Annotated in this window: 20 protein-coding genes; 8 read left to right on the top strand and 12 right to left on the bottom strand. The window is 64.5% G+C overall.

What is annotated here, in order from left to right; genetic code table 11:
• Positions 1-13 precede the first annotated feature (13 nt).
• Both aroB and ABIA45_RS25900 read right to left on the bottom strand, forming a co-directional pair.
• On the bottom strand, positions 14-1,156 hold the full coding sequence (aroB, locus tag ABIA45_RS25905) for a 3-dehydroquinate synthase (protein ID WP_404654256.1): 1,143 nt from the start codon (positions 1,154-1,156) through the stop codon (positions 14-16).
• On the bottom strand, positions 1,153-1,779 hold the full coding sequence (locus ABIA45_RS25900; protein ID WP_275498127.1) for a shikimate kinase: 627 nt from the start codon (positions 1,777-1,779) through the stop codon (positions 1,153-1,155). The genes aroB and ABIA45_RS25900 overlap by 4 nt, the downstream gene beginning before the upstream one ends.
• A 174-nt stretch (positions 1,780-1,953) precedes the next feature.
• Between ABIA45_RS25900 and ABIA45_RS25895 the strand changes: the two genes are divergently transcribed.
• The 4 genes from ABIA45_RS25895 to ABIA45_RS25880 all read left to right on the top strand — a co-directional run bounded on the left by ABIA45_RS25895 (position 1,954) and on the right by ABIA45_RS25880 (position 6,361).
• On the top strand, positions 1,954-2,100 hold the full coding sequence (locus ABIA45_RS25895; RefSeq protein ID WP_036026218.1) for a hypothetical protein: 147 nt from the start codon (positions 1,954-1,956) through the stop codon (positions 2,098-2,100).
• Between the two features lie 17 nt (positions 2,101-2,117).
• The gene (gene xerD / locus ABIA45_RS25890) at positions 2,118-3,074 is read left to right on the top strand and encodes a site-specific tyrosine recombinase XerD (protein ID WP_404544543.1); all 957 of its coding nucleotides are present in this window, start codon (positions 2,118-2,120) and stop codon (positions 3,072-3,074) included.
• A 312-nt stretch (positions 3,075-3,386) separates the two neighbouring features.
• Positions 3,387-4,349: an acetyl-CoA carboxylase carboxyltransferase subunit alpha gene (locus ABIA45_RS25885; protein ID WP_036042616.1), complete on the top strand. Its 963-nt coding sequence runs from the start codon at positions 3,387-3,389 to the stop codon at positions 4,347-4,349.
• A 476-nt stretch (positions 4,350-4,825) separates the two neighbouring features.
• Positions 4,826-6,361 carry a L,D-transpeptidase family protein gene (locus ABIA45_RS25880; protein ID WP_404655747.1) on the top strand — a complete coding sequence of 512 codons (1,536 nt, stop codon included), beginning with the start codon at positions 4,826-4,828 and terminating at the stop codon, positions 6,359-6,361.
• Positions 6,362-7,040: 679 nt separating this feature from the next.
• Here ABIA45_RS25880 and ABIA45_RS25875 read toward each other — a convergent pair.
• The 7 genes from ABIA45_RS25875 to ABIA45_RS25845 form a co-directional block, all read right to left on the bottom strand.
• The gene (locus ABIA45_RS25875) at positions 7,041-7,736 is read right to left on the bottom strand and encodes an ABC transporter ATP-binding protein (protein ID WP_271539725.1); all 696 of its coding nucleotides are present in this window, start codon (positions 7,734-7,736) and stop codon (positions 7,041-7,043) included.
• Positions 7,729-8,460, bottom strand: a complete 732-nt coding sequence (locus ABIA45_RS25870) for an ABC transporter ATP-binding protein (protein WP_275498131.1) — start codon at positions 8,458-8,460, stop codon at positions 7,729-7,731. Before ABIA45_RS25870 ends, ABIA45_RS25875 begins: the two co-directional genes overlap by 8 nt.
• Positions 8,450-9,553: a branched-chain amino acid ABC transporter permease gene (locus ABIA45_RS25865; RefSeq protein ID WP_404654254.1), complete on the bottom strand. Its 1,104-nt coding sequence runs from the start codon at positions 9,551-9,553 to the stop codon at positions 8,450-8,452. Before ABIA45_RS25865 ends, ABIA45_RS25870 begins: the two co-directional genes overlap by 11 nt.
• A gap of 207 nt (positions 9,554-9,760) precedes the next feature.
• A complete protein-coding gene (locus ABIA45_RS25860) occupies positions 9,761-10,978 on the bottom strand; it encodes a substrate-binding protein (protein WP_157285754.1) in 1,218 nt (405 codons plus the stop codon).
• 4 nt (positions 10,979-10,982) lie between these two features.
• Positions 10,983-11,840, bottom strand: a complete 858-nt coding sequence (locus ABIA45_RS25855; protein WP_404654253.1) for a branched-chain amino acid ABC transporter permease — start codon at positions 11,838-11,840, stop codon at positions 10,983-10,985.
• A 36-nt stretch (positions 11,841-11,876) separates the two neighbouring features.
• The gene (locus ABIA45_RS25850) at positions 11,877-13,391 is read right to left on the bottom strand and encodes an amidase (RefSeq protein ID WP_404654252.1); all 1,515 of its coding nucleotides are present in this window, start codon (positions 13,389-13,391) and stop codon (positions 11,877-11,879) included.
• Between the two features lie 152 nt (positions 13,392-13,543).
• Entirely contained in the window at positions 13,544-14,728 is a 1,185-nt protein-coding gene (locus ABIA45_RS25845; protein ID WP_275507746.1) for a substrate-binding domain-containing protein, read from the bottom strand.
• Between the two features lie 179 nt (positions 14,729-14,907).
• Here ABIA45_RS25845 and ABIA45_RS25840 point away from each other — a divergent pair, with 179 nt between their 5' ends.
• Positions 14,908-15,351: a MarR family winged helix-turn-helix transcriptional regulator gene (locus tag ABIA45_RS25840; protein ID WP_404654251.1), complete on the top strand. Its 444-nt coding sequence runs from the start codon at positions 14,908-14,910 to the stop codon at positions 15,349-15,351.
• Between the two features lie 86 nt (positions 15,352-15,437).
• On the opposite strand, the gene ABIA45_RS25835 is transcribed toward ABIA45_RS25840, so the two are convergent.
• Positions 15,438-15,842, bottom strand: coding sequence for a DUF6006 family protein (locus ABIA45_RS25835; RefSeq protein ID WP_404654250.1), 405 nt, complete (start codon positions 15,840-15,842; stop codon positions 15,438-15,440).
• Positions 15,843-16,318: 476 nt separating this feature from the next.
• Positions 16,319-19,159: a preprotein translocase subunit SecA gene (gene secA / locus ABIA45_RS25830; RefSeq protein WP_404654249.1), complete on the bottom strand. Its 2,841-nt coding sequence runs from the start codon at positions 19,157-19,159 to the stop codon at positions 16,319-16,321.
• 352 nt (positions 19,160-19,511) lie between these two features.
• Here secA and ABIA45_RS25825 point away from each other — a divergent pair, with 352 nt between their 5' ends.
• Positions 19,512-20,426, top strand: a complete 915-nt coding sequence (locus ABIA45_RS25825; protein ID WP_157285759.1) for a peptidylprolyl isomerase — start codon at positions 19,512-19,514, stop codon at positions 20,424-20,426.
• Between the two features lie 100 nt (positions 20,427-20,526).
• On the top strand, positions 20,527-21,768 hold the full coding sequence (gene argJ / locus ABIA45_RS25820) for a bifunctional glutamate N-acetyltransferase/amino-acid acetyltransferase ArgJ (RefSeq protein ID WP_404654248.1): 1,242 nt from the start codon (positions 20,527-20,529) through the stop codon (positions 21,766-21,768).
• A gap of 44 nt (positions 21,769-21,812) precedes the next feature.
• On the opposite strand, the gene ABIA45_RS25815 is transcribed toward argJ, so the two are convergent.
• Positions 21,813-23,138, bottom strand: coding sequence for a TadE/TadG family type IV pilus assembly protein (locus tag ABIA45_RS25815; protein WP_404654247.1), 1,326 nt, complete (start codon positions 23,136-23,138; stop codon positions 21,813-21,815).
• Positions 23,139-23,275: 137 nt separating this feature from the next.
• Here ABIA45_RS25815 and ABIA45_RS25810 point away from each other — a divergent pair, with 137 nt between their 5' ends.
• Positions 23,276-23,686 carry a (deoxy)nucleoside triphosphate pyrophosphohydrolase gene (locus tag ABIA45_RS25810; protein WP_404654246.1) on the top strand — a complete coding sequence of 137 codons (411 nt, stop codon included), beginning with the start codon at positions 23,276-23,278 and terminating at the stop codon, positions 23,684-23,686.
• The last annotated feature ends 56 nt before the right edge of the window (positions 23,687-23,742 follow it).

Below are 23,742 nucleotides of genomic sequence, written 5' to 3'. Positions count from 1 at the left end.
AACGGTCCCGTCATCACTGCGCGAGCTTCTCTTTCAGGAAGTCGCGCACCGGCACCGGCTCGACGTCCTTTGCGATCACCGCGCGGCCCACGGCCTCCAGCAGGATGAAGGTGAGCTTGCCGCGCTTGACTTTCTTGTCCTGTGCCATCAGGGCCATCAGCGCGTCGGCATCGGCAAGCCCTTCCTGCGCAAAGCCGGCGATGTCCTGCAGGCGCGTCGGCAGGCCTGCCTCGATCAGGTGGCGCTCGATGCGCGCCGCCTCACGCTCGCCGATCATGCCGAGCTTCGCGGAGAACTGCGCCGCCAGCGTCATGCCGATGGCGACGCCCTCGCCGTGGAACAGGCGGTCGGAGAAGCTGGTCACAGCCTCCAGCGCGTGGCCGAAGGTGTGACCGAGATTGAGCAGCGCGCGCTCGCCGGTCTCGCGCTCGTCGCGCGCGACGATTGCGGCCTTGGCCCGGCAGGAGGTCGCGATCGCATGCTCGCGGGCCGATCCGCCCTTGACGATGTCGGCATGGTTCTTCTCCAGCCAGCTGAAGAAGGCCGCGTCGCCCAGCACGCCGTATTTGGCGACCTCGGCATAGCCGGCCCGGAACTGGCGCGGCGACAGCGTGTCGAGCACGGCGGTGTCGGCGATGACGAGCACCGGCTGGTGGAAGGCCCCGAGCAAATTCTTGCCCTGCGGCGAGTTGATACCGGTCTTGCCGCCGACGGACGAATCGACCTGCGCCAGCAGCGAAGTCGGCACCTGCACGAAATCGACGCCGCGGCGCAGGATCGCCGCGGCAAAACCGGCGAGATCGCCGACCACGCCGCCGCCGAGCGCGATGACGAGATCGTTGCGCTCGATCTTCGCTGCGATCAGGGCCTCGCTGACCTTTTCGAGCCCGGCATAGGTTTTCGAGATCTCGCCTTCCTCGACGACGATGCGCGAGGTCGGAATACCGCTGGCTGCGAGCGACGCCTCAGTGGGCTCGAGCCAGTATTTCGCGACGGTGCGGTCGGTCACGATGGCCGTGCGGACGCCGGGACGCAGAGCGGCGACACGCTCGCCGAGCGAGCCCAGCACGCCGCGGCCGATGACGATGTCATAGGCGCGGTCACCGAGTGCGACGTCGACCTTGATGGGATCGGAATGTTTCAACGGCGCAGTCATCTTGACGCACTCGCAATGTCGGCAGGCGGTTGGGCTGGCTGTCCGCCGCAGAGACGGGTGTGCAGCGCCTCGATGCATTCCTCGACGATTCTGTCGTGCGGCACGTCGCGCGAGGCAATGGTGAGGTCGGCATTGGCATAGATCGGCTCGCGCTGGGCCAGAAGGCGCGTCACGGTTCCTTCGGGATCGGGGGTCTGAAGCAGCGGACGGTCGGCACGGCGCCGCACGCGGCGCATGATGACGTCATGGTCCGCCCTCAGCCAGATCGAGATGGCCTTCGCCGCGACGCGCGCGCGCGTCTCCTCGCGCATGAAAGCGCCGCCACCGGTCGCCAGCACGATCGGCCCGCCCTCGAGCAGCCGCGCGATCACACGGGCCTCGCCGTCGCGGAAATAGGGCTCGCCATGGGCCGCAAAGATCTCCGGGATGGTCATGCCGGCGTGGGCCACCTCGATTTCGGTGTCGGCATCGATGAAGGGCAGCTTGAGCCGGGCCGCGAGGCGCCGGCCGATGGTGGATTTGCCCACCCCCATCATGCCGACGAGCACGATCGAGCGCGCCCCGAGCGCCGACAGGATGTCGGCCTCGGGCGAAGCAGGAAGCGGCAACGCGGCGTCGGACATCGTCTCGCTCGACTGGATCTCGCTCGAACTGCCGCCAGATGCGGCATGGCTTTGGCCACCTATACGACCCCATGGGGGCCCTCGCCAGAGGACTCTTGCCACGAAACGGCGAACATGTTGGATGATTTCATTGGTTAATTTGGCTGCCGCGCCCCGACCCGAGACCCCAGAACGATGCCGAGCCTGTTCCGCTTCCTGACGGTCGTCGCCGTGATCGGCGGCATCGTCTATGGCGTGGTCTTCGCGCTGGCGAACTTCGTCAACCCGAAGCCGCGGGAAATGACGGTGACGATCCCGCCGGACAAGTTTCTCAAGAAATAGGAGCTAGCCTCCCGGGCATGCCCGCCAAACCCTCAGACGCCAAGCTCATCGGCCTGTTCCTCGACATGCTCGCCGCGGAACAGGGCGCCGGCCCCAACACGCTCGATGCCTACCGCCGCGACCTCAGCGATTTCTCGGAATTTCTGGGCCGGGTCGGTCATACATTCGTGGATGCCGAGACCCAGACGCTGCGCGACTATCTCGCCGATCTCGACACCCGCGGCTTCAAATCCACCAGTGTGGCCCGCCGGCTGTCCGCGATGCGGCACCTCTACCGTTTCCTGCTGAACGAGCGCATCCGCGGGGACGATCCCGCCGCGATCCTGTCAGGCCCGAAGCGCGGCCGCGGCCTGCCGAAAGTGCTGTCGATCGCCGACGTCGACCGCATGCTCCGCCGCGCCAAGGAGCTGAGCGAGGCGGGAGATGCCTCGCCGTCGAAACGGCTGCGTGCCTTGCGGCTCTATTGCCTGCTCGAGGTGCTCTACGCCACGGGCCTGCGCGTCTCCGAGCTGGTGGCGCTGCCGCGCTCGGCGGCCAAGCGCGACGCCCGCATGATCGTGGTGCGCGGCAAGGGCAACAAGGAACGGCTGGTGCCGCTCAACGACGCCTCGCGGCAGGCGATGGCGGACTATCTCGCCGCCACGGAAGCGGCAAAGGCCGACGGGAAGAATAGCGTGCCCGCGTCGAAATGGCTGTTCCCCTCGTTCGGCGAGAGCGGACATCTGACGCGCCAGCATTTCGCCCGCGACCTCAAGGAGCTCGCGGTTGCGTCCGGCTTGCAGGCCCGCCTGGTCTCCCCGCACGTGCTGCGCCACGCCTTTGCCAGCCATCTGCTGCACAACGGCGCGGACCTGCGCATTGTGCAGACCCTGCTCGGTCACACCGACATCTCGACGACCCAGATCTATACCCATGTGGTCGAGGAGCGGCTGAAGAGCCTGGTGCGAGACCTGCACCCGCTGGCAGAGAAGTAAACAGGTCTCGTGCCCCGGACGCGGCGCAGCGTGAAACGATGCGACGCAGAGCCGGGGCCCATGCCGAATGGGTCCCGGCTCTGCGCAGCAGCGCCATAGAGGCGCTGCAGCGCGTCCGGGACACGAGAGCTTAGCCAGAACGACGAGGAAACCGCCTTGACTTCGGCCACATCTCCGCGGAAAGAGCCGGGGCCTCACGGCTGATTTGGCCGGCTGCACCAGCACACAGGCCAAATCATTGAAGACGCTACACTTCTTTCCGCAACCCCAACTCGCTTCGCTTCTCGAGCCCCGTCCCCCTATATTGAGTTGATGCAAGACCAGATGCGCAGCTATCTCGACTTCGAAAAGCCCGTCGCCGAGCTCGACTCCAAGGTCGACGAATTGCGCGCGCTCGCCGCCACCGGCACCGACATCAGCGACGAGGTCGGGCGGATCGAGGACAAGGCGGCGCAGGCGCTGGCCGACCTCTATGCGAACCTGACGCCGTGGCAGAAGACGCTGGTGGCGCGGCATCCGCAGCGGCCGCATTTCAACGACTTCATCAAGGGCCTGATCACCGAATTCACCCCGCTCGCCGGCGACCGCAAGTTCGGCGAGGACGAGGCGCTGGTCGCCGGCTTCGGCCGTTTCCGCGGTGAGCCGATCTGCGTGATGGGCCAGGAAAAGGGCGATTCCACCGAGAGCCGGATCCGGCACAATTTCGGCATGGCGCGGCCGGAAGGATATCGCAAATGCGTGCGGCTGATGGAGATGGCCGAGCGGTTCGGCCTGCCGGTGCTGTCGCTCGCCGATTCCGCCGGCGCCTATCCCGGCATCGGCGCCGAGGAGCGGGGACAAGCCGAGGCGATCGCGCGCTCGACCGATGCGTGCCTGGCGCTGACCGTGCCCAATGTCGCGATCATCACCGGCGAGGGCATGTCGGGCGGCGCCATCGCCATCACCACGGCCAACAAGGTCTTAATGCTCGAGCATGCGATCTACAGCGTGATCTCGCCGGAGGCGGCGTCCTCGATCCTCTGGCGCGACGGCACCAAGGCGCAGGAAGCCGCCAACAACATGAAGATCACCGCCCAGGACATGCTCCGCTTCGGCGTCATCGACGCCATCCTGAAGGAGCCGGTCGGCGGCGCCCACCGCGACCCCGCCGCCATGATCGCCACCACCGGCGAGGCCATCGCCAAGGCCTTCGACGAGCTCCGGAACTTTGATGGGGATGCCATCCGCAAGCAGCGGCGGCAGAAATTCCTCGATATCGGCCGCAAACTGGGCTGATTCGCCTCGATTCCGCTCTCGTAGGGTGGGCAAAGCGAAGCGTGCTGTACGAACGGCTCGTGGGCACGGCGCTTCGCGCGCCTTTGCCCACCCTACCAGACCTTTCGAGCAGCCCCCGGTAACCCCGCATTAACCCTTTTTTTGCCCAAATCGGCGATCTGAGTCCCCATCGGCCGAAAGCCCAAGTTCCGTCCCAAGTCGCGTCCATTTAGTCTTCGTTGACCATGCCGCTGGGCCAACGCCCTCGTGATCCCCACTCGGGTTGCGACCACATGACCCAGAGGTTAGAATTTTAATCAATGGCTTCAGGGCATAAGCGCTGGAGCGGGGTCTGACCGGGCCCGTCTCGGCGGGTCGGTTTCCGGTCGGATTGCGTTCCGAAAAGTTGGGGTTCGCGCTTCAATGCCTGGCACGGTGTGGGGTCCATCTTGATTTCTCGTTCGCTTGCTCGCGCGCTCTTGGTCTCGGTTGCGCTGATGACGGCCGGCGGTCTGCTTGCCGGCTGCAACACTGATCAGGTCTCGCTCGCGACCAACGCCAAGGCCAATCAGCCGGTGCCGCCGAAGCTGATCGCCGCGATGGCCGAGAAGGACATGGATTTGCAATCGCCGATCCTGGTCCGCCTGTTCAAGCAGGAGGCCGAGCTCGAGGTCTGGAAGCAGACCCGCTCGGGCCAGTTCGCGCTGCTCAAGACCTATCCGATCTGCCGCTGGTCGGGCGATCTCGGCCCCAAGGTGCGCGAAGGCGACCGCCAGGCGCCGGAGGGATTCTACTCGATCAATCCGAGCCAGATGAATCCGCAATCGTCCTATTACCTCTCGTTCAACACCGGCTACCCGAACGCGTTCGACAAGGCGCTGGGCCGCACCGGCTCGCAGCTGATGGTGCACGGCGACTGTTCGTCGCGCGGCTGCTACGCGATGACGGACGAGCAGATCGCGGAGATCTACTCGCTCGGCCGCGAGTCCTTCTTCGGCGGCCAGAAGGCGTTCCAGCTGCAGGCCTATCCGTTCAAGATGACGCCGGTGAACATGGCCAGGCACCGGAACAATCCGAACATGCCGTTCTGGAAGATGATCAAGGAAGGCTATGATCATTTCGAAGTGACGCGGCAGGAGCCGAAGGTCGATTTCTGCGAGAAGAAGTACGTCTTCGATGCCGCCAAGCCCGCCGACGCCAAGCGCGATCCGGTGTTCGACGCCTCGGCCAAGTGCCCGGCCTATGTGATCCCCGATGAGATCGCCAGCGCCGTACGCGAGAAGCAGGCCAAGGACGAAACCGAATACGCAAGGCTCGTCGCCAAGGGCACGCCGGTGGCGCGCATGAACACCGGCATCGACGGCGGCATGCACAAGGTGTTCGCCGCCAAAATTCCGGAAGGCTCGACCGGCCTGTCCGAGAGTGCCGAAGGCACCACGCTGCAGATGCTGGCCATGGCGAAGGCACCGGGCACGATCCCCGGCCACGTCAACCCGCCCAAGCCGAACCTCGATGCGGTGCCAAGTGCGCCGGCGCCGCGGGAAGAGCCGGTGGTCGCCGTCAGCGCGCCTGCCGCGAGCACCCGCGTTGCCGCGTCGGCGCCCGCTGCGAAATCTGAAAGCGGCGGCTTCTTCTCCAATCTCGGCCGCAAGATGGGGCTCGGCACCGCCGACACCACCGCGACCGCGACGCCTGCGCCGCAAGCCACCGCGTCCGTGGCCCCGGCCGCCCAGACGTCCACGACGCCGGCCACGGCCGCCTCGCGACTGAAGGCCGCCGTGACCCGCTTCGTGCCGGGGCATGACAAGTCCAAGGATTCAGTGAAGGAGGCGGCGAAGGATACGCCGAAGCCGGCCGTCGCAGCCGCCAAGCCGGCCGAGCCGCCGAAGCCCGACACCCGCCTCGCCGCGACGCGTCCGGCGCTGAAGCCGTCGGTGAGCGACGGTGCGGGCGATAGCACCCCGATGATATCAGGCGCCGCGCCGGTGGTGCAGTCGAACTCGTTCGACAGCCGATTCTCGGCGGTGAAGTAGGCAGGTCCCTTCGGATAGCAATAATTCGCTTTACCCGAACACCCGAAACACCCTATCCACCCGCCATCTCATCCCTCCGGAAGGGGCGGGTCGCGATCGTCACGGTTCGTGGGGTGGGTTGCGGTGGACGCGGGCTGCGTTGGCGCCAGGTGCGGTCGCAGGGCGGGTAGTTCCCGTGAGCGGTCAGCGGGCGCGGTACGACAGGCGCTGCCATGCCCTGCGAAGCCGAGAGGCGAAGCAGGGTCGCGTACGGCAAAATCGTGTGGTCCTGACGTCCGGGGTCTGTACGTCAAGTCTCGTGGTGGTGCGCGTTGTCCAACCGGAGGGCGCGTATCAGTGATCTCGCGAGGCGACGGGGGCAATAGTGCATCGCTCCCCGGGGAGAGCGCGACATAAGCCGTCAAACCACTGCGCAGGGAAGGCCGGTTATCGGGCTGCACCTGTGTCTCCCCTGTGAGCGTTTACTTACGCATCATTGCACAGGGGCTCGTGGGTGCCAGCCGGTACCCGGCCTTCCCTGCGCCCTTCCGATTCCGATGGGCGCCAGAAGCGAAGCAAAACCCGGACGCTGGAGCGCTGCGGGATCGCGATGTCACGTTCGGTTGTTTGACAGTTGAATCGAGGATTCGACGCGCGACAGCTGAGATCGGCGTGCGAGCGCCACGCTTCACGCCCATCCCTACGGCGCCAGATATCGCATCAGCTCCGGATTGCCCCGCACCTCGCTGGCCTGCCCCTGCAGCGCGACGCGGCCGCGGTCGAGCACGTAGGCGTAGTCGGCGACGCGCAACGCCAAATCGAGGTGCTGCTCGACGATGATGACGGCGATGCTCTTTGCGAGGTCGATCAGGCGCTCGGTGATCTCCTCGATGACGCCGATCCAGACGCCTTCGGTCGGCTCGTCCAGCAGCAGCAGCTTGGGATCTCCGAGCATGGCGCGGCCGATCGCGAGCATCTTGCGCTCGCCGCCGGAGAGCGTGCCGGCGGGCTGGTCGAGGCGCTGGCCGAGCTTTGGGAAGATGGTCAGCACGCGGTCAATTGCGGAGCAATCCTTCTTAGCCAGCGAGCCGACGGCGAGATTGTCGCGCACCGACAGGCGCGCGAACACCGAATGCTCCTGCGGCACGTAGCCGATGCCGGCGCGGACGCGCTCCTGGGTGGCGCGGCGGCTGATGTCGCGGCCGTCGAAGGCGACCTCGCCCTTCCACGCCGGCAGCTCGCCGACGATGGTCTTCATCAGCGTGGTCTTGCCAGCGCCGTTGCGGCCGAGCACGGCGACGCCGCCGCGCCAGGGAATGCCGAGGCTGACGTCGAACAGGACCTGGCTGCGGCCATAGCCGGCGTCGAGATGCTTGATGTCCAAAAATTCAGGCACGGCGCAGATAAATCTCCTGGACGGATGTGTTGGCCTGGATCTCCGACACCGTGCCAGACGCCAGCACCTTGCCCTGGTCGAGCACGGTGAGGCGATCGCAGATGTCACGGATGAAATCGAGGTCGTGCTCGACGATGACCAGCGAGCAATGTTTTTTGATCGGCTGCAGCAGCTCGCCGGTGACGCGGCGCTCTTCCAGGCTCATGCCGCCGGTGGGCTCGTCGAGCAATAGGAGCTTCGGCTTGCCGGCGAGTGCCATCGCGATCTCCAGCCATTGCTGCTGGCCGTGCGACAGCGCAGCGGCGGCATCGAAGGCGCGGTCGGCGAGGCGGAACTGCCTCAGCATGGTCATGACCTGGTCGTGCAAGAACCTGCGCGTGCGCGAGAACACGAGGTCGAACAGCGAGGACTGCGCCTGCAGCGCGAGCAGGATGTTGTCGTAGAGCGTCAGCGACGGCAGCACGGATGTTATCTGGAATTTCAGGCTCATGCCGGCGCGCGCACGCTCGGTCGGCGTGAACGCGGTGATGTCGGTGTTGACGAAGGAGACCTTGCCTTGCGTCGGCACCTCGGCGCCGGCGATGCACTTCATCAGCGTGCTCTTGCCCGAGCCGTTCGGGCCGATCAGGCCGTGAAACTCGTTCTCGCCGACGGTGAGGGCTGCGCCGTCGAGCGCGGTGAGCTTGCCGAAGACCTTCTTGATGCCGGCCGCTTCAAGGAGCATTGCGCGTCTCCTTTTGCCTGGCGCCGAAGCTGCCGACGCGTTCGCGCTCGCCAAGGACAAAACTGATCAGGCCGAGCGGCCGGAACAGGATCACGAGCAGGAGCAGCAGGCCGAGGATGATCGGCCAGATCTCGCGGTAATTGTCCGAGAGCCAGAAGCTGACGCCCTCGACGATGACGGCGCCGATGACGGCACCGATCAGCGTGCCGGAGCCGCCGAACAAGACATAGAGCACGACCTGGGTGGAGACCACGACGCCGACCATGTTGGGCCAGACGAAGCCTTCGTGGAAGGCATAGAGGCTGCCGGCGAGGCCTGCGACGGCGCCGCCAATGGTGAAGATGATGGCCTTGAGATGCTGCGCCTTGTAGCCGAAGAAGGCGATGCGCTGCTCGTTCTCGCGCAGGCCTGCGAGCGCAAGGCCGAATTGCGAGCGCACCAGGAAGCGGCAGAGCAGGTAGACCACGACGAGGATGCCGAGCACGAGATAATAGAACGCCGGTCCTTCCGTGAAATCGTAACCGCCGAGCGACATCGGCGCGATCGAGGGGATGCCGTTCTGGCCGCCGAGATAATACCAGCCGCGCGCGAGCCGATCGGCGGCGTAGGAGCCGGTCAGCGTGCCGAGCGAGACGAAGATCACGCTGGAGGGATGCCGTCCCAGCAGCAGGAAACCGCCGAGCAGCAGCGCGAAGGTGAGGCCGATCAGCGTTCCCGCGGGCAGCACCAGGAAGATGTTGGTGACGTTCAGATCCCGCGCGAGCAGGGCGACTCCGTAGCCGGCCGAGCCGAAGAACAGCGCCTGGCCGAAGCTCATGATGCCGGCATAGCCCCAGACCAGGTCGAACGACAGCGCGAACAGCGCCAGGATGATCACGCGCGTCGCGAACACCGTGAGATAGTCCTGCAGCACCAGCGGCGCGAGTAGCGCCGCGAGGAGCACGAGGCCCTCGATGATGGGCAGGATTTTTCGTCCTGGCTTGGCCCGGTCATTGGCCCGTTTCGCCGCTGCGCCCTCAGCCATCGCACCGTCCGCTTCGTCGTCCACGTCGGCGACGATGGCATCTCTTACCACACTCATCGGCTTCAGCATTCCGAGTTCAACATCGTGAGAGTCAGCTGCGTAGTCACGGCAGGGTTCACCTCTCCCCAACGGGAGAGGTCGGATTGCGCCTGGCGATGCGAAGCATCGTCCAGTGCAATCCGGGTGAGGGGCCGCAACACGCAGTGAGATCAGTTCCCCTCACCCGGATCGCATCTTGCGATGCGATCCGACCTCTCCCTCCGGGAGAGGTGAAAATCAGCATTCCTTGGGATCGACGAGACCGTTGCTGCGCCCGACGATCTCATAATTCCCGGCCTTGGCGACGGCGGTGTACATCTTCATCTTGCAGTGCCGCTTGCCCGGCACCATCTCGGCGGGTCCGCCCGGACCTTCGGCGATCTTGGCATGGTCGAGCGCGGCGGCCACGGACTCGCGGTCGATCTTGCCGGCTTCCTTGACCGCGGCCTCCCACAGCTTGAGGCCGCGATAGGTGCCGGTGGCAGCGCTGCCGGCGGCGAACAGGAAGTTGCCGGGGAAATCCTTCTCGTAGGCCGCCTGGATCTTGGCGTCGAACGGGTTCTCCTTGGTCAGCACCTTGAAATAGTCGAGGCAGCTCGCGAGCCCTTCGATCTCTGCGGCCTGGTTGATGTTGAGCGTGTTCTCGTCGTAGTAGACGCAGGCCAGACGCCCGCCGTTCTTGAGGAAGCCGGCTTCATAGAGCTGCTTGAAGAACGGGCCGACGCCGGGCGGAATGACGGTGTTGAAGACGACGTCGACCTTGTTGGAGATGATGCGGTTGACGGTCGCGGAGAAGTCGACCTGGTCGAGCGGGTAATATTCCTCGAACACGACCTCGCCGCCATTGGATTCGATCACCTTGCGGGCGTAGACGTTCAGCGTGTGCGGCCAGACATAGTTGGCGCTCGGCAGCGCGAACTTCTTGCCGCCGTTCTTGATCAGCCAGGGGATGAACTCGTCGCATTGCTGCGCCGGCGTCGGGCCGGTGCAGAACAGGTACGGCGTGCACTCCTTGCCCTCGTAGAGCTGCGGATAGATGTAGAGGGTCTTGCCGCGCGCGACGATCGGGTCCTTGATCGCGTTGCGCATCGATGAGGTGATGCCGCCGAGCACCATGTCGACCTTGTCGCGCTGGATCAACTTGCGGACGTTGCCGACGGCGACGGATTCGTTGGAGGCGGTGTCCTCGATGTAGAGCTCGAGCGGACGGCCGAGCAGGCCGCCGGCTCCGTTGATCTCCTTGATCACCATTTTCGCAACGTTGGCATCGGCGTTGCCGGCATAGGCGATCGGGCCGGTGAGATCGGTGGCGATGCCGACCTTGATCGGCGCCTCGGCCGCATTGGCCCAGGGCGCCGGGATCACCCAGCTGCCGACGCCGGTTGCGACCGCGCCGGATGCAAAGGCGAAATTGGACAGGAAGCGACGTCGTGTGAGCTGAGTACGATCGAGCATGTGATTAAACCCCTTTTCCAGCGATGAGACCTTGCGGACGGAATTTGATGAAGACGATGGCCAGCACGAAGACGAGGACGTCGGCGACGACGGGTGCCATTACCCAGGGCAGCGCCGCGCTCAGCGTGCCGATGACACCGGCGCCCGCGACCGGGCCGATGAAGGAGCCGACCCCGCCGACCATGACCGCGACAAAACCCTGGATCAGGAAGCGCAGGCCGAGATCGGCAAACAGGCTGAACACCGGCACGATCAGCGCGCCAGCAAGGCCCGCGAGCGCCGCACCGAAGGCGAACGTCGCGCCGTAGATCAGCGGCGTCGAAATGCCCGACGCACGCGCCAGCGACGGGTTCTCCAGCGTCGCCCGCACGCGCAGGCCGAAGCTGGTGCGCGACAGCAAGAGATAGCAGAGGCCCATCACCAGCAGCGTGATGACGATGATGGTGAAGCGCCAGGCCGAGATATGCATGGCGCCGATGTCGATCGAGCCGCCGATCGGCTCCGGCACGGTGAGGTAGAAGCCGCCGATCAGCCCGCGAACGGCCTCGCGGATGATCAGGCCGAGCGCATAGGTGCCGAGCATGGCAACGATCGGCGCTGCGTAGAATCGCCGGATGATCAGCGCCTCCAGCACGAAGCCGAGCGCACCGACCACGAAAGGCGCTGCAACCATGCCCGCCCAGATCGGCAGGCCCTTGGCATAAGCGAGATAGGTGATGTAGGCGCCGAGCAGGACGAACTCGCCCTGCGCGAAGTTGAAGATGCCCATCATGCTGGCGATGATCCCGAGCCCCAGCACGATCAGGACGATGATCGCGCCGAAGCTCAGGATCTCGAACGCCGCGATGAACGCGTTAGCCATGCGTTGCGTTTCCGCCGAGTTGAAGCGAAGGTTTCCTCACATCTTCTTCCAGTCGCCGATCTGCTCGAAGGCATGGGCGGCGCGGTAGATGGTGGATTCCTCAAACATGCGGCCGACCAGCATCAGCCCGACCGGCAGGCCGTCGACCATGCCGCAGGGCAGCGACATCGCGGGATGGTGCGTGATGTCGAACGGCGCGGTGTTGGAGATCATCTCGAGCGCGCGAGCGACGTAGTCCTCGCGGCTGGCATTGGGCTCCGGCAGCTTGGTCGCCTTCATCGGCGTCGTCGGCAGCAGGAGCAGGTCGTAGTCCTTGAAGGCCTTGTCGTAGGCCGCGGTCAGCCGGCGCGAGATGTTGAGCGCCTTCCCGTAGAAGCGCGGGCCGAAATTGTTGTTGATGTAGGTGCCGAGCATCATGAACAGTTTGGTGGTCTCGGACAGCGAGTCGGCCTGCCTGCGCCAGCCGCGGTGGAAATCCATCAGGGAAGTCGAATAGAGATCGCCGCGGCTGAGGCCGTAGCCGTCGCCGAACATCATGGTCTGGGTCAGGCCTTCGGTGCCGATCGGCGTCCAGATCGCCCCGCCCATGAGGTGCATCGGGATCGAGACGGTCTCGACGCTGGCGCCGAGATCCTTGAAGCGCTTGGCGGCCTCGCGCACGCTTTCATTCACCGCGGACTCGGCGGTCGGCTGCTCGAAGCCCTCCTTGAGAATGCCGATCTTCATGCCTTTGACGCCCTGGCCGAGCGCCTTGGTGTATTCCTCCACTTTCGGGGCCTTGATCCTGGGATCGTAGCCGTCGTCCCCGGCGAGCACCTCGAGCAGCAGCGCATTGTCTTCAACCGTTGCCGTCATCGGGCCGGTGTGGTCGACGTAGATCTCGATCGGCATGATGCCGGTGTAGGGGACGAGGCCCCAGGTCGGCTTCATGCCGTAGATGCCGCAGAACGACGACGGCATGCGGATCGAGCCGCCCTGGTCGCCGCCAATGGCCATGTCGACCTCGCCGAGCGCGACCACGACGCCCGATCCCGACGACGAGCCGCCGGCCGAGTAGCCCATCTTGTGCGGATTATGCACCGGCCCGTAAGAGCCGGTGTGGCTGCCGCCGGACAGGCAGAAATGCTCGCAATGCACCTTGCCCTTGATCTCGGCACCGGCATCCAGCATGCGCGTGACGATGGTGGCGTCGAAATCGGGCACATAGCCTTCCAGCGTCGACGAGCCGTTGGTCATGGGCACGCCGGCCAGCATGATGTTGTCCTTCAGCGCGACGGTCTTGCCCTTGAGCTTGCCGCTGGCGGCGCCCTTCACGGTCGACTTGCGATACCAAGCATTGCGCGGGTTCTCCTCCGCCGAAGGCCGGTAGCCCGGCGTGCGCGGATATTTCACTTCGGGCAATTCGTCCGGCATCGCGGCAACGAGATTGTAGGCTTCGATCGAGCCCTGCATGAGACCGCGGAACGAGGCGACGTCATCATCGGTGAGCGAAAGGCCGCATTGCTCGGCGACACTGCGAAGTTGGGCTGGCGTGGGAAGGGCAACGGTCACGGCGCTCTCCTGGAGTTCTCTGGATCGACCTTGGGCGTGCGTCTACGTTTTGCGCGACGAGCGCACCGGCCCGGCGCAAACATTCAAAACGGAAATATTTTCCTTTTCAAGTATTATTTTGAGCTTGGCCCGGCACGGATTGCCGCGCCCTGTCAGATCGGCTTGATCAGCTTGAAGTCGAGACCATCCGCCTCGGCGAGATGCATCGCCATTCGCACGTGCCCGTTGCGGACGGTGATCGGACCGCGGGCGCCGCTGTAGACGATGTTGCGGCCGGCGGCGACCAGCGGCCGCATCGACAGCGAACCTGCCTTGTTGGCAACGGCTTCGAGGAAGCGCATGCCTTCATAGCTCGACTGCCCCACCGAGCCGATCGGCGGCGCATTCGGCCCGAACATCGCGTGATAGCGGCTCTGGAAGTCGTCATTGGCGCGCATGCCGGTGCCGGTGAAATAGCCGGAAGCACAGAACATGTTCTCGCTGTTGTCGGCGCCGATGCCAAGAAGCACGGTATCGTCCATCGCGCCCGCGAGCCGCAGCGTCGTGGCGCCGAGCCCGCATTCGCCGAAGGCTCGGTTGAAGGTGATGCTGTCGGTGCCGATCAGCGAGATCAGCACGACGTCAGGCTTGGCGGCCCGGATGCGCGCCAGATGCGGCTCGTGATTGTCTTCGCCCAGCGGTACGAACTCTTCGCCGACGACGCGGCCGCCGGTTTCCTTGATGTAATTCTTCACCGCCCGATGCGATTGCCAGGGCCATACATAGTCGCTGCCGATCAGGTACCAGCGTTTGGCGTTCTTGACGTCGGCAAGCCAATGGATGGCGGGGCGGCTCTGCCAGCGCGGCGTCTCGCCGATCGCCATCACGCCGGGCGTGCGTTCGCCGCCCTCGTAGACCGGCGTGTAGATGTAGGGAATGCGGTGGCGCGTGGTGACGTCGCGAAGGCCAACGCGGACCGCGCTGGTGTGCAAGCCGACTATCAGATCGACCTCGTCGAACGCGATCGCCTGCTCGGCGCGGTCCAGGACCTCATCCAACGGCCCGCCGGCATCGTAGATCGACAGCTCGATCTCGCGGCCGAGAATGCCGCCGCGCTTGTTGATCTCGGCGACGGCGAGCTGGGCACTGTTGGTGGCACAGGGCCCCCAGACTCCAGGCGAGCCGGTGCAGCAGATGAAGCCGCCGATGCGCAGCTTGTTGACGCCGCGCGGCTTGAACAAGGCGTGATCGCGCGGCGACAGAGCACCGCCGGCGACGGATGACGACAGATTCCTGAACAGCAAGGACGGCGGTAACGCCGGACCGCCGTGAGCCGGGAAGTTTACCGTCGCGCGCACGCCAACTCCTGTCTGAGACCAGACCCGAAAGCACATTCTCCGGGCGACCGCGGCATCCGCCCTTTTGTTGGGCAATGATCCTATTTTGAAAATATTGAATATTCAAGAATTGAAGTGCATATAGATGCAGCATCGATTGCAAGACATTCACTCATTTGGGTCAAGGCGAAGTCTCAGCCGTGGCAAAACCGCCGAAACAAAATTCCCCGATCACCGAACACCTCGCCTACCTGCTCGCGCAAGCCAACCGGGAAATCAACCGACAGCTCGAATTGCGGTTGAGCAGGGAGGGCGTGCCGGTCGAGCAATGGCGCATCCTGAAAGTGCTGTCGGATGGCGAGGGCCATTCGATGGGCGAGCTTGCGGACGCCGTCCTGCTCAACCATCCGACGCTGACCAAGATAATCGACCGCATGGTCTCCGACACGCTGGTCTACCGCGTGCAGGACCCGAACGACCGTCGCAAGGTGCTGATGTTCATCTCCGACCGCGGCAAGGTGCTGTGCAAGAAGCTCAACTCGCTCGCGGTCGACCAGGAGGAGCACATCCTGGAGAGCTACGGCGACAAGTCGACGAGCGAGCTCAAGCGGCTGCTGGAGAGCTTGATCGACAGCTCGAATTAGACCTCGTGAAGTGGAGCGTGGCGCCTTGCGAAGCGCACACACACATCTGCCGTTTCAATGCATGGCCAGAGGAAAGCACTCGCGCATCATCGCCAGCACGAGAGGCGATAGCGTTGGCCATTCCATGTCGTCCAGCCCACGGCCTTGTTGCTGACCGGCTTGGCTAGATACCATCTGTTGCCGTCGGCATGGTTGAAGTACACGCCGCCCTGGGTTCCGGTGCGTGGATTTGTCAACTTCACCCATCGCGAGCCATTATCTGAGAAGCGGCCTGACCAGCGTGCTCCCGAAGTGCTGGTGCAAGTGTTGCCGTTGCAGGTTGTCTGACTGTCATCGACGGCCGCCCATTTCATCCGCGCCGGGCGGCCGTCGATGTTGCACGACCATGTTCCGCCCCACCATCCGCCCACTTGGCTCGCAGGGGCGGAACCGCAGGCGTAAAGACTCAGGGCAAGGACACAAAAGGCGGTTGGCAGCGCGCGTTTGGGCATTGTCTGGCTCCAATTTTCAGGCCGCGTCTCGTGATCCAATCAAACCACGGATTGAGCTCTGTAGCGGTGATCCAGATCACAATGAGCAGTGGTAAAATATTGGATCGTCTACCCGAGGGCGTTCGCCGAGACACGATGCCGCGATTTGACCATTGGCTCTCCGGGCGAAGAGTTCTTCAGCGACGCAGCGGCGCGAGCGAGTGGCCGCCGGCCATCTGCAGAAGTAGCAGCACTCCGGAGTGATCACAGGAACAGGCGCTGAGGCGGGTTGCCAGATGGCTGAAGCGTGGTCAGCCGCGCGTGACGGAGACCGGACCGTGTGACAATTGTGCGCCAGCCATCCTCAATGGCGTGCGCCTACCATTCGTGATGCAACGGAAGACCAGCAGGCATCATATGGATCGGAAGCATTCGACGCCCGGCGAACTCGTGGGCAAAGACAACACCGCGAGTTCGCTGGGTTTTGAGATCATCGATCAAGCATACCGCCCGTGGCAGTGCTTGTACTTCTTGCCGGAGCCGCACGGACAGTCCTCGTTGCGGCCGACCTTGCCCCAGCTGGTCGGGTTCTTCGGATCGCGCATCGACGCATCCGTGGCCTGGGCGCCCAGGGTGACGCTGGCGAGGGCCATCTCGTCCTCGCCGGTGTTCGGATCGAACTTGTGCGCTTCCATCGGCGGCAGCACCGGGGCTTCCTGCTCCGGCGGAACGATCTCGACGCGCATCAGCTGCGCCGTGACGGCCTCGCGCAGGTGAGCGCTCATCTCCTGGAAGAGATTGAAGGCTTCGGTCTTGTACTCCTGCAGGGGATCGCGCTGGCCGTAGCCGCGCAGACCGATGACCTGGCGCAGATGGTCGAGCATGATCAGGTGCTCGCGCCAGAGATGGTCGAGCGTCTGCAAGAGGATGGTCTTCTCGACGTAACGCATCACGTCGGGACCCCATTGCGCGACCTTGGCCGCCATGTGCTCGTCGGCCTTGGTCTCGATGCGCGTCAGCAGCTCCTCGTCGGCGATGCCCTCTTCCTTGGCCCATTCGTCGACCGGCAGGTCGAGATCGAGCACGCGCTTCAATTCGTCCTTGAGCCCGGCGACGTCCCACTGCTCGGCATAGGCATGCTCGGGCACGTGCTTGGCGACGAGGTCGTCGATGAAGGCGTGGCGCATGTCGGCGACGGTCTCGGCGACGCTCTCGTCCTTCATCAGCTCGACGCGCTGGTCGAAGATCACCTTGCGCTGGTCGTTCTGGACGTTGTCGAACTTGAGCAGGTTCTTGCGGATGTCGAAGTTGCGCGCCTCGACCTTCTGCTGCGCCTTCTCCAGCGCCTTGTTGATCCAGGGATGGATGATGGCCTCGCCCTCTTGCAGGCCGAGACGCTGCAGCATGCTGTCGAGACGGTCCGACCCGAAGATGCGCATCAGGTCGTCTTCCAGCGACAGGAAGAACTTCGAGCGGCCGGGATCGCCCTGACGACCGGAACGGCCGCGCAGCTGGTTGTCGATGCGGCGGGATTCGTGGCGCTCGGAGCCGATGATGTAGAGGCCGCCCGGCTTCTTCACGGTCTTGGCAGGCTTCGAACCCTTCGCCGGCTCGACTTCGACGGTCTCTTCGGCCTTAAGCACGATGTCGCGGAAGTGCTCGATATCGGCCTTGATCTGCTCGATCTTCTTGGCCTTCTCGGCCTCGTCGGTGATAGCAGCAATCTCCTGCTGGATGCGCATCTCCAGGGAGCCGCCGAGCTTGATGTCGGTGCCCCGGCCGGCCATGTTGGTGGCAATCGTGATCGCGCCGGGCACGCCGGCTTCGGCGACGATGTAAGCTTCCTGCTCGTGGAAGCGCGCGTTCAGCACCGCGAACAGCTTCGCCGGCTTGCCGGCGCGGGCGGCGGCATAGAGCTTGTCGAGCGCGCCCTCCTTGCCGAAATCGATCTGCTTGTAGCCGTTCTTCTTGAGGAATTCGGCGAGCACTTCCGACTTCTCGATCGAGGCGGTACCGACCAGCACCGGCTGCAGGCGCGCATTGGCGCGCTCGATCTCGGCGAGGATGGCCTGATATTTTTCCTTCTGGGTCCGATAGACCTCGTCGTCCTCGTCGAGGCGCGCGATCGACAGATTGGTCGGGATCTCCACGACCTCGAGCTTGTAGATGTCGAACAATTCGTCCGCTTCGGTCGCGGCGGTGCCGGTCATGCCCGCCAGCTTCTCGTACATGCGGAAGTAGTTCTGGAAGGTGATCGAGGCCAGCGTCTGGTTCTCGGGCTGGACCTGGACGTGCTCCTTGGCTTCCAGCGCCTGATGCAGGCCTTCCGAATAGCGGCGGCCCGGCATCATGCGGCCGGTGAACTCGTCGATGATGACGACTTCGCCGTCGCGGACGATGTAGTCCTTGTCGCGCGTGAACAGCGTGTGAGCGCGCAGGGCCTGGTTGATGTGGTGCACGACGGAGACGTTCTCGACGTCGTAGAGCGACTCGCCCTTGAGCTGGCCGGCATCGCGCAGCAGCGTCTCGATCTTCTCCATGCCGCCTTCGGTCAGCGTCACCGTGCGCTGCTTCTCGTCGACCTCGTAGTCGGTCTTGTCGAGCTTGGGCAGGAACCCATCGATGGTGTTGTAGAAGTCGGAGCGGTCGTCGAGCGGGCCGGAGATGATCAGCGGCGTGCGCGCTTCGTCGATCAGGATGGAGTCGACCTCGTCGACGATGGCGAAGAAGTGCGGCCGCTGGACCATGTCCTCGAGCCGGTACTTCATATTGTCGCGGAGATAGTCGAAGCCGTATTCGTTGTTGGTGCCGTACGTGATGTCGCAGGCATAGGCCGCCTTGCGCTCGGCATCGTCGAGGCCGTGCACGATCACGCCGGTGGTCATGCCGAGGAAGCTGTAGATCTGGCCCATCCAGCCGGAGTCGCGGCGGGCGAGGTAGTCGTTGACCGTGACGACGTGGACGCCTTTGCCGGCGAGCGCGTTCAGATACACCGCAAGCGTCGCGACCAGCGTCTTGCCTTCGCCGGTCTTCATCTCGGCGATGTCGCCCTCGTGCAGCACCATGCCGCCGATCAGCTGGACGTCGAAATGGCGCTGGCCGAGCGTGCGCTTGGCGGCCTCGCGCACGGTGGCGAAGGCCGGGACGAGGAGATCGTCCAGCGTCTTGCCGTTCGCGAGCTGCTGCTTGAATTCCGCGGTGCGGGCCTTGAGCGCCTCGTCGGAGAGCTTGGCGAGCTCAGGCTCCAGCGCATTGATCGCGTTGACGCGGGACTGATATCCCTTCACCCGCCGGTCGTTGGCGGAGCCGAAAAACTTGCGGGCGAGCGCGCCGATCATGCCTGGTTCCTGTGTTCGCGATTCAACCGCGTTGGGCCTAAGAAGTTGTCACCCGCCCGCCTATCAACTCACCGTGACGCTTCGCGGCGTCAGAGCCCGGACTGCGGGGGACATCCGCCATATGGGTGGGAATTGGGCAAGTCTGGGTTCAACGGCCAAAAACGCAGCAAAATAAACGCCATCGCCATGGTCGCGACCGCGCAGAGATATGGCCCGGTCGGGGCCTTGTCAACGGCGGGCGCAGTGCGGCTAATTCATCATTTTGACAGACTTTTCGCGTTGCCAAGCCCCCCTGATTGGGCGAGTGTCCGCCCCGCTCGAGCAGCCCCCTGCTTCAACATAAGGATTTTCCATGACCACCTCGTTCCCGGCAACCCAGCGCTTCCGCTCCGCGTCCGCCCTGGCTGGCAGCCTCGCTCTGGCGCTGTCCCTGGCGTTTGCGGGCCCGCTCCGGGCCGCCGATGATCCGGTGCTGGCGAAGGTCAATGGCGCGGAAATCAAGAAGAGCGACGTCACCATGGCCGAGGAGGAACTCGGACCGAGCCTTGCCCAGATGGATCCGGCCACCAAGGACGAGAACGTCCTGTCGTTCCTGATCGACATGAAGATCGTCAGCAAGGCTGCCGAAGACAAGAAGATCGCCGACGGCGAGGAATTCAAGAAGCGCCTGGCCTTCGCCCGCAACCGGCTTCTGATGGACAGCCTGCTCGCCAGCGAGGGCAAGGCCGCCACCACGCCGGACGCCATGAAGAAGGTCTATGAGGAGGCCGCCAAGCAGATCACCGGCGAGCAGGAGGTGCGCGCCCGCCACATCCTGGTCGAAACCGAGGACGAGGCCAAGGCGGTCAAGGCCGAGCTCGCGAAGGGGGCCGATTTCGCCGAGCTCGCCAAGAAGAAGTCCAAGGACCCCGGCTCCGCCGACGGCGGCGACCTCGGCTTCTTCACCAAGGAGCAGATGGTGCCGGAATTCTCGGCCGTGGCCTTCTCGCTGGAGCCGGGCAAGATCTCTGACCCCGTGAAGTCGCAGTTCGGCTGGCACATCATCAAGGTCGAGGAAAAGCGCAACCGCAAGGCGCCCGATTTCGAGCAGGTCAAGGCCCAGATCGAGCAGTACGTGACCCGCAAGGCCCAGGCCGAGTATGTCGCCAAGCTGCGCACCGAAGCCAAGGTCGAGCGGCTGGACCAGCCGGCGGCCGATGCGTCGAAGGACGCCAAGTCCGATGCGAAGCCGTCCGACAGCAAGATGGCGCCGCCGGCGAAGAAGTAAGAATTCGCTGTCACTTCGCGGACGCCAAGTATATCTAACGTCGCAATGGCCGGGGCTCCCCCGGCCATCTGCATGTCCAGACCCTACCAAGGCGCCCGCGATGTCCTCCTCCGTCTCTCCGCTCGCCCCCAAAACCGTCCCCGATATGCCCGTGATCGCGGGCATCCGTCTGGCGACGGCCGAAGCCGGCATCCGCTACAAGAACCGCACCGACGTGCTGCTCGCGGTGATGGACAAGGGCACTGCCGTGGCCGGCGTCTTCACCAGGTCGAAGTGTCCCTCGGCCCCGGTGGAATGGTGCCGCGCCAAGCTGAAGGGCGGCAAGGCGCGCGCGCTGGTGGTCAATTCCGGCAATGCCAACGCCTTCACCGGCAAGACCGGCCGCGCCTCCACCGCGCTGACGGCGAAGATCGCGGCCAAGGCGGTCGGCTGCAGCGAGAGCGAGGTCTTCCTGGCCTCGACCGGGGTGATCGGCGAGCCGCTGGATGCCACCAAGTTCGACGGCGTGCTCGGCCGCCTCGCCGAGATTGCCGAGCCGGGCGACTATCTCGCCGCGGCCAAGGCGATCATGACCACCGACACCTTCCCGAAGGTGGCGACCGCGACCGTCAAGCTCGGCAAGGCCAAGGTCACCATCAACGGCATGGCCAAGGGCGCCGGCATGATCGCGCCCGACATGGCGACAATGCTGTCCTTCATCTTCACCGACGCGCCGATCGCGCCCGCCGCGCTCCAGGCGCTGCTCAAGAGCGGTGTGGAGGATACATTCAACGCCGTGACGATCGACGGCGACACCTCGACCTCGGATACACTGCTGGCCTTCGCCACCGGCGCCGCCGCCGAGCACGGCGCGCCGAAGATCAGCCGCGCCAGCGACCCGCGCCTGAAGGCCTTCGTCAAGGCGTTCAACCAGGTGCTCGGCAATCTCGCCGAGCAGGTCGCCCGCGACGGCGAAGGCGCGCGCAAGCTGGTCGAGATCACCGTGGAGGGCGCCAAGACCAAGGCCTCGGCTCGCAAGATCGCGATGTCGATCGCGAACTCGCCACTGGTGAAGACCGCGATCGCCGGCGAGGATGCCAATTGGGGCCGCGTGGTGATGGCCGTCGGCAAGGCCGGCGAGCCGGCTGATCGCGACAAGCTGTCGATCTCGTTCAACGGCATCCGCGTCGCCAAGCGCGGGGCGCGCGATCCCGATTATGACGAAGCGCAGGTGTCGGAAGCGATGAAGGCGCCGGAGATTGCGATTCTGGTCTCGCTCGGCCTCGGCAAAGGCCGCGACCGCGTCATGACCTGCGACCTCACCAAGGAATATGTGGCGATCAACGGGGACTACAGGTCGTAGGCCTTCTCACCTCTCCCCGTTCTTGCGGGGAGAGGTGAGCGCCATCATCCGGAGATCCGCGCGTCCGCGACCGCCTTCTTGAACAGCGCGTTCATGGCGTCCGCGATGCCTTGCGTCGGGCTGACCTCGAAATACAGGCCCGGCGAAGCGCAGCTCTGCATGTTCTGTGCGATCTGGCTGTTCGGCGACGGGCCATAGGGGCCGGCATTGAACGGATCGATCCACTTCATGTACCAGGGGTTGGTCGGCAGCGCGAGATACGTCGTGTACAACACCGCGACCTTGACGCCGCGATCCTTCATCGTCTTGCAAAGCGCGGGGTTGAGCGGCGACTGGCACCGCGTGCTGCCCGAGAGCGGTTTCAGGCATCCGGTGTTGCTCTCGTCGGCCACGCCGTCGGAGACGAAGAACAGGTATTTGAGCGGACTGGCCGACGTGCCGCTTCCGGGGGAGCTGATCTCGCCGTTGATCGCGGGAAAGACCGCGGTGAATGGGGTATCCTGATCGTTGTTCTCGTTCTGGCCGTTCACCGACATCAGGTCGATCTTGCCGGCCGCCGACTTGGCGCTGGAGAGAGAGGCCGACAACGAAAACAGGCTGCGCAGGCCGAGCGAGCTCGCAGAGCCGCCGAAATCATAGATCGCCATTCTGAACTGGTTCGAATAGGTCTCGGTGGCGTTTGCCGTATCCATCAAGGACTCCGTGGCGCTCCGAAGCACGTCGATCCGGGTGGTCACGCCAAGCTTCTTGGCCAAATCGTAATAGTTGTTCTTGTCCTTCAGATCGTGGCAGGCGAAGGCGCACTTATCCGACGTGTTGTCGACCATCTTCTTCACGTCGGCCGGGGTCGCACCGACACCCATTGACGGCGAATTGTCCAGCAGCAGATAGAAATCGATGTAGAGCGGCATGCTGGCCGTCGCCTTCGACGTGCCGCTCAACGTCAGCACGGACTTGCCGATCACGCCGAGGAACATGGTGTTCAAAGTTGCGGTGAACGAAACCGTCGCGGTGACGGTCGAGCCGGACTTGACAACCGTCGGCGTGAGGCCGGTCAGCGTGTAGCCGGTCTGACTGGCGCGATTGGCATTGAAGATGTTCGTGGCGTCCGTGACGCCGACCGAAATCGAGCCGTCCGCAGTCATGTTGCCGGCGGCCTTGAAGGCGGGCGAAGCCTTGGCGATCGAGCCGACGCTGGCGGCATCCGCCGCGGCCTGAAGCTTGGATCGGATCAGCGTCGCGCGCGAATAGTCGATGGCGCAGCCGACCGCACTGATCAGGGGAACGCAGGCGAGCGCGAAAATCACCGCGATATTGCCGCGCCGGTCGTGGACGAACCGGCGGAGGAGAGCCGAAAGCGCAGCGCGCATGGGTTGGCCTAGAGTGGTTTAAGGAGTTCCCACTCTAGGAACTGCGGATTAAATATGACTTATGGTGACTTTGGAAACTTGGACGGCAACGAGGTTAACAAACCATTGCAAACGATCTCAGCGAGCGACAGACACGCATGGCCGATCTCAAAGTGACACTGGTGGTGGCCTGCGCGCTCGTCGATGCCGACAAGCGCGTCCTGATCGCGCAGCGCCCGGAAGGAAAGGCCCTGGCCGGCCTATGGGAATTCCCCGGCGGCAAGCTCGAGCCGGGCGAGCGGCCGGAGCAGAGCCTGATCCGGGAGCTTCATGAGGAGCTCGGCATCAACGTCGCCGAGCCGTGCCTCGCGCCGCTGACCTTCGCCAGCTACGGTTACGAGACCTTCCATCTCTTGATGCCGCTCTATATCTGCCGGCGCTGGGAGGGGATGGTCACCGCACGCGAGGGCCAGAACCTCGCCTGGGTCCGCGCCAACAAGCTGCGCGACTATCCGATGCCGCCCGCGGACATCCCGCTGATTCCGCATCTGATCGATTTGTTGATGTGAGGTCGAAGGGTACCGCTCTCTGGCGTCATGCCCGGGACAAGCCCGGCCATGACGGA

The organism is Bradyrhizobium sp. USDA 336, assembly GCF_044908355.1.
In the GTDB taxonomy this organism is placed as follows: Bacteria; Pseudomonadota; Alphaproteobacteria; order Rhizobiales; family Xanthobacteraceae; genus Bradyrhizobium; species Bradyrhizobium yuanmingense.
This window is presented reverse-complemented; position numbering and strand designations above follow the sequence as displayed.

Bases quoted from the DNA above. Each gene is read 5' to 3' on its own strand.
- ABIA45_RS25815 (WP_404654247.1), bottom strand. From the start codon at position 23,138: ATGCGCGCTGCGCTTTCGGCTCTCCTCCGCCGGTTCGTCCACGACCGG.
- argJ (WP_404654248.1), top strand. From the start codon at position 20,527: ATGTCCTCCTCCGTCTCTCCGCTCGCCCCCAAAACCGTCCCCGATATG.
- ABIA45_RS25855 (WP_404654253.1), bottom strand. From the start codon at position 11,840: ATGGCTAACGCGTTCATCGCGGCGTTCGAGATCCTGAGCTTCGGCGCG.
- ABIA45_RS25880 (WP_404655747.1), top strand. From the start codon at position 4,826: ATGACGGCCGGCGGTCTGCTTGCCGGCTGCAACACTGATCAGGTCTCG.
- ABIA45_RS25810 (WP_404654246.1), top strand. From the start codon at position 23,276: ATGGCCGATCTCAAAGTGACACTGGTGGTGGCCTGCGCGCTCGTCGAT.
- aroB (WP_404654256.1), bottom strand. From the start codon at position 1,156: ATGACTGCGCCGTTGAAACATTCCGATCCCATCAAGGTCGACGTCGCA.
- ABIA45_RS25865 (WP_404654254.1), bottom strand. From the start codon at position 9,553: ATGCTGAAGCCGATGAGTGTGGTAAGAGATGCCATCGTCGCCGACGTG.
- ABIA45_RS25860 (WP_157285754.1), bottom strand. From the start codon at position 10,978: ATGCTCGATCGTACTCAGCTCACACGACGTCGCTTCCTGTCCAATTTC.
- ABIA45_RS25870 (WP_275498131.1), bottom strand. From the start codon at position 8,460: ATGCTCCTTGAAGCGGCCGGCATCAAGAAGGTCTTCGGCAAGCTCACC.
- ABIA45_RS25835 (WP_404654250.1), bottom strand. From the start codon at position 15,842: ATGCCCAAACGCGCGCTGCCAACCGCCTTTTGTGTCCTTGCCCTGAGT.
- ABIA45_RS25900 (WP_275498127.1), bottom strand. From the start codon at position 1,779: ATGTCCGACGCCGCGTTGCCGCTTCCTGCTTCGCCCGAGGCCGACATC.
- ABIA45_RS25825 (WP_157285759.1), top strand. From the start codon at position 19,512: ATGACCACCTCGTTCCCGGCAACCCAGCGCTTCCGCTCCGCGTCCGCC.
- ABIA45_RS25885 (WP_036042616.1), top strand. From the start codon at position 3,387: ATGCAAGACCAGATGCGCAGCTATCTCGACTTCGAAAAGCCCGTCGCC.
- ABIA45_RS25895 (WP_036026218.1), top strand. From the start codon at position 1,954: ATGCCGAGCCTGTTCCGCTTCCTGACGGTCGTCGCCGTGATCGGCGGC.
- secA (WP_404654249.1), bottom strand. From the start codon at position 19,159: ATGATCGGCGCGCTCGCCCGCAAGTTTTTCGGCTCCGCCAACGACCGG.
- xerD (WP_404544543.1), top strand. From the start codon at position 2,118: ATGCCCGCCAAACCCTCAGACGCCAAGCTCATCGGCCTGTTCCTCGAC.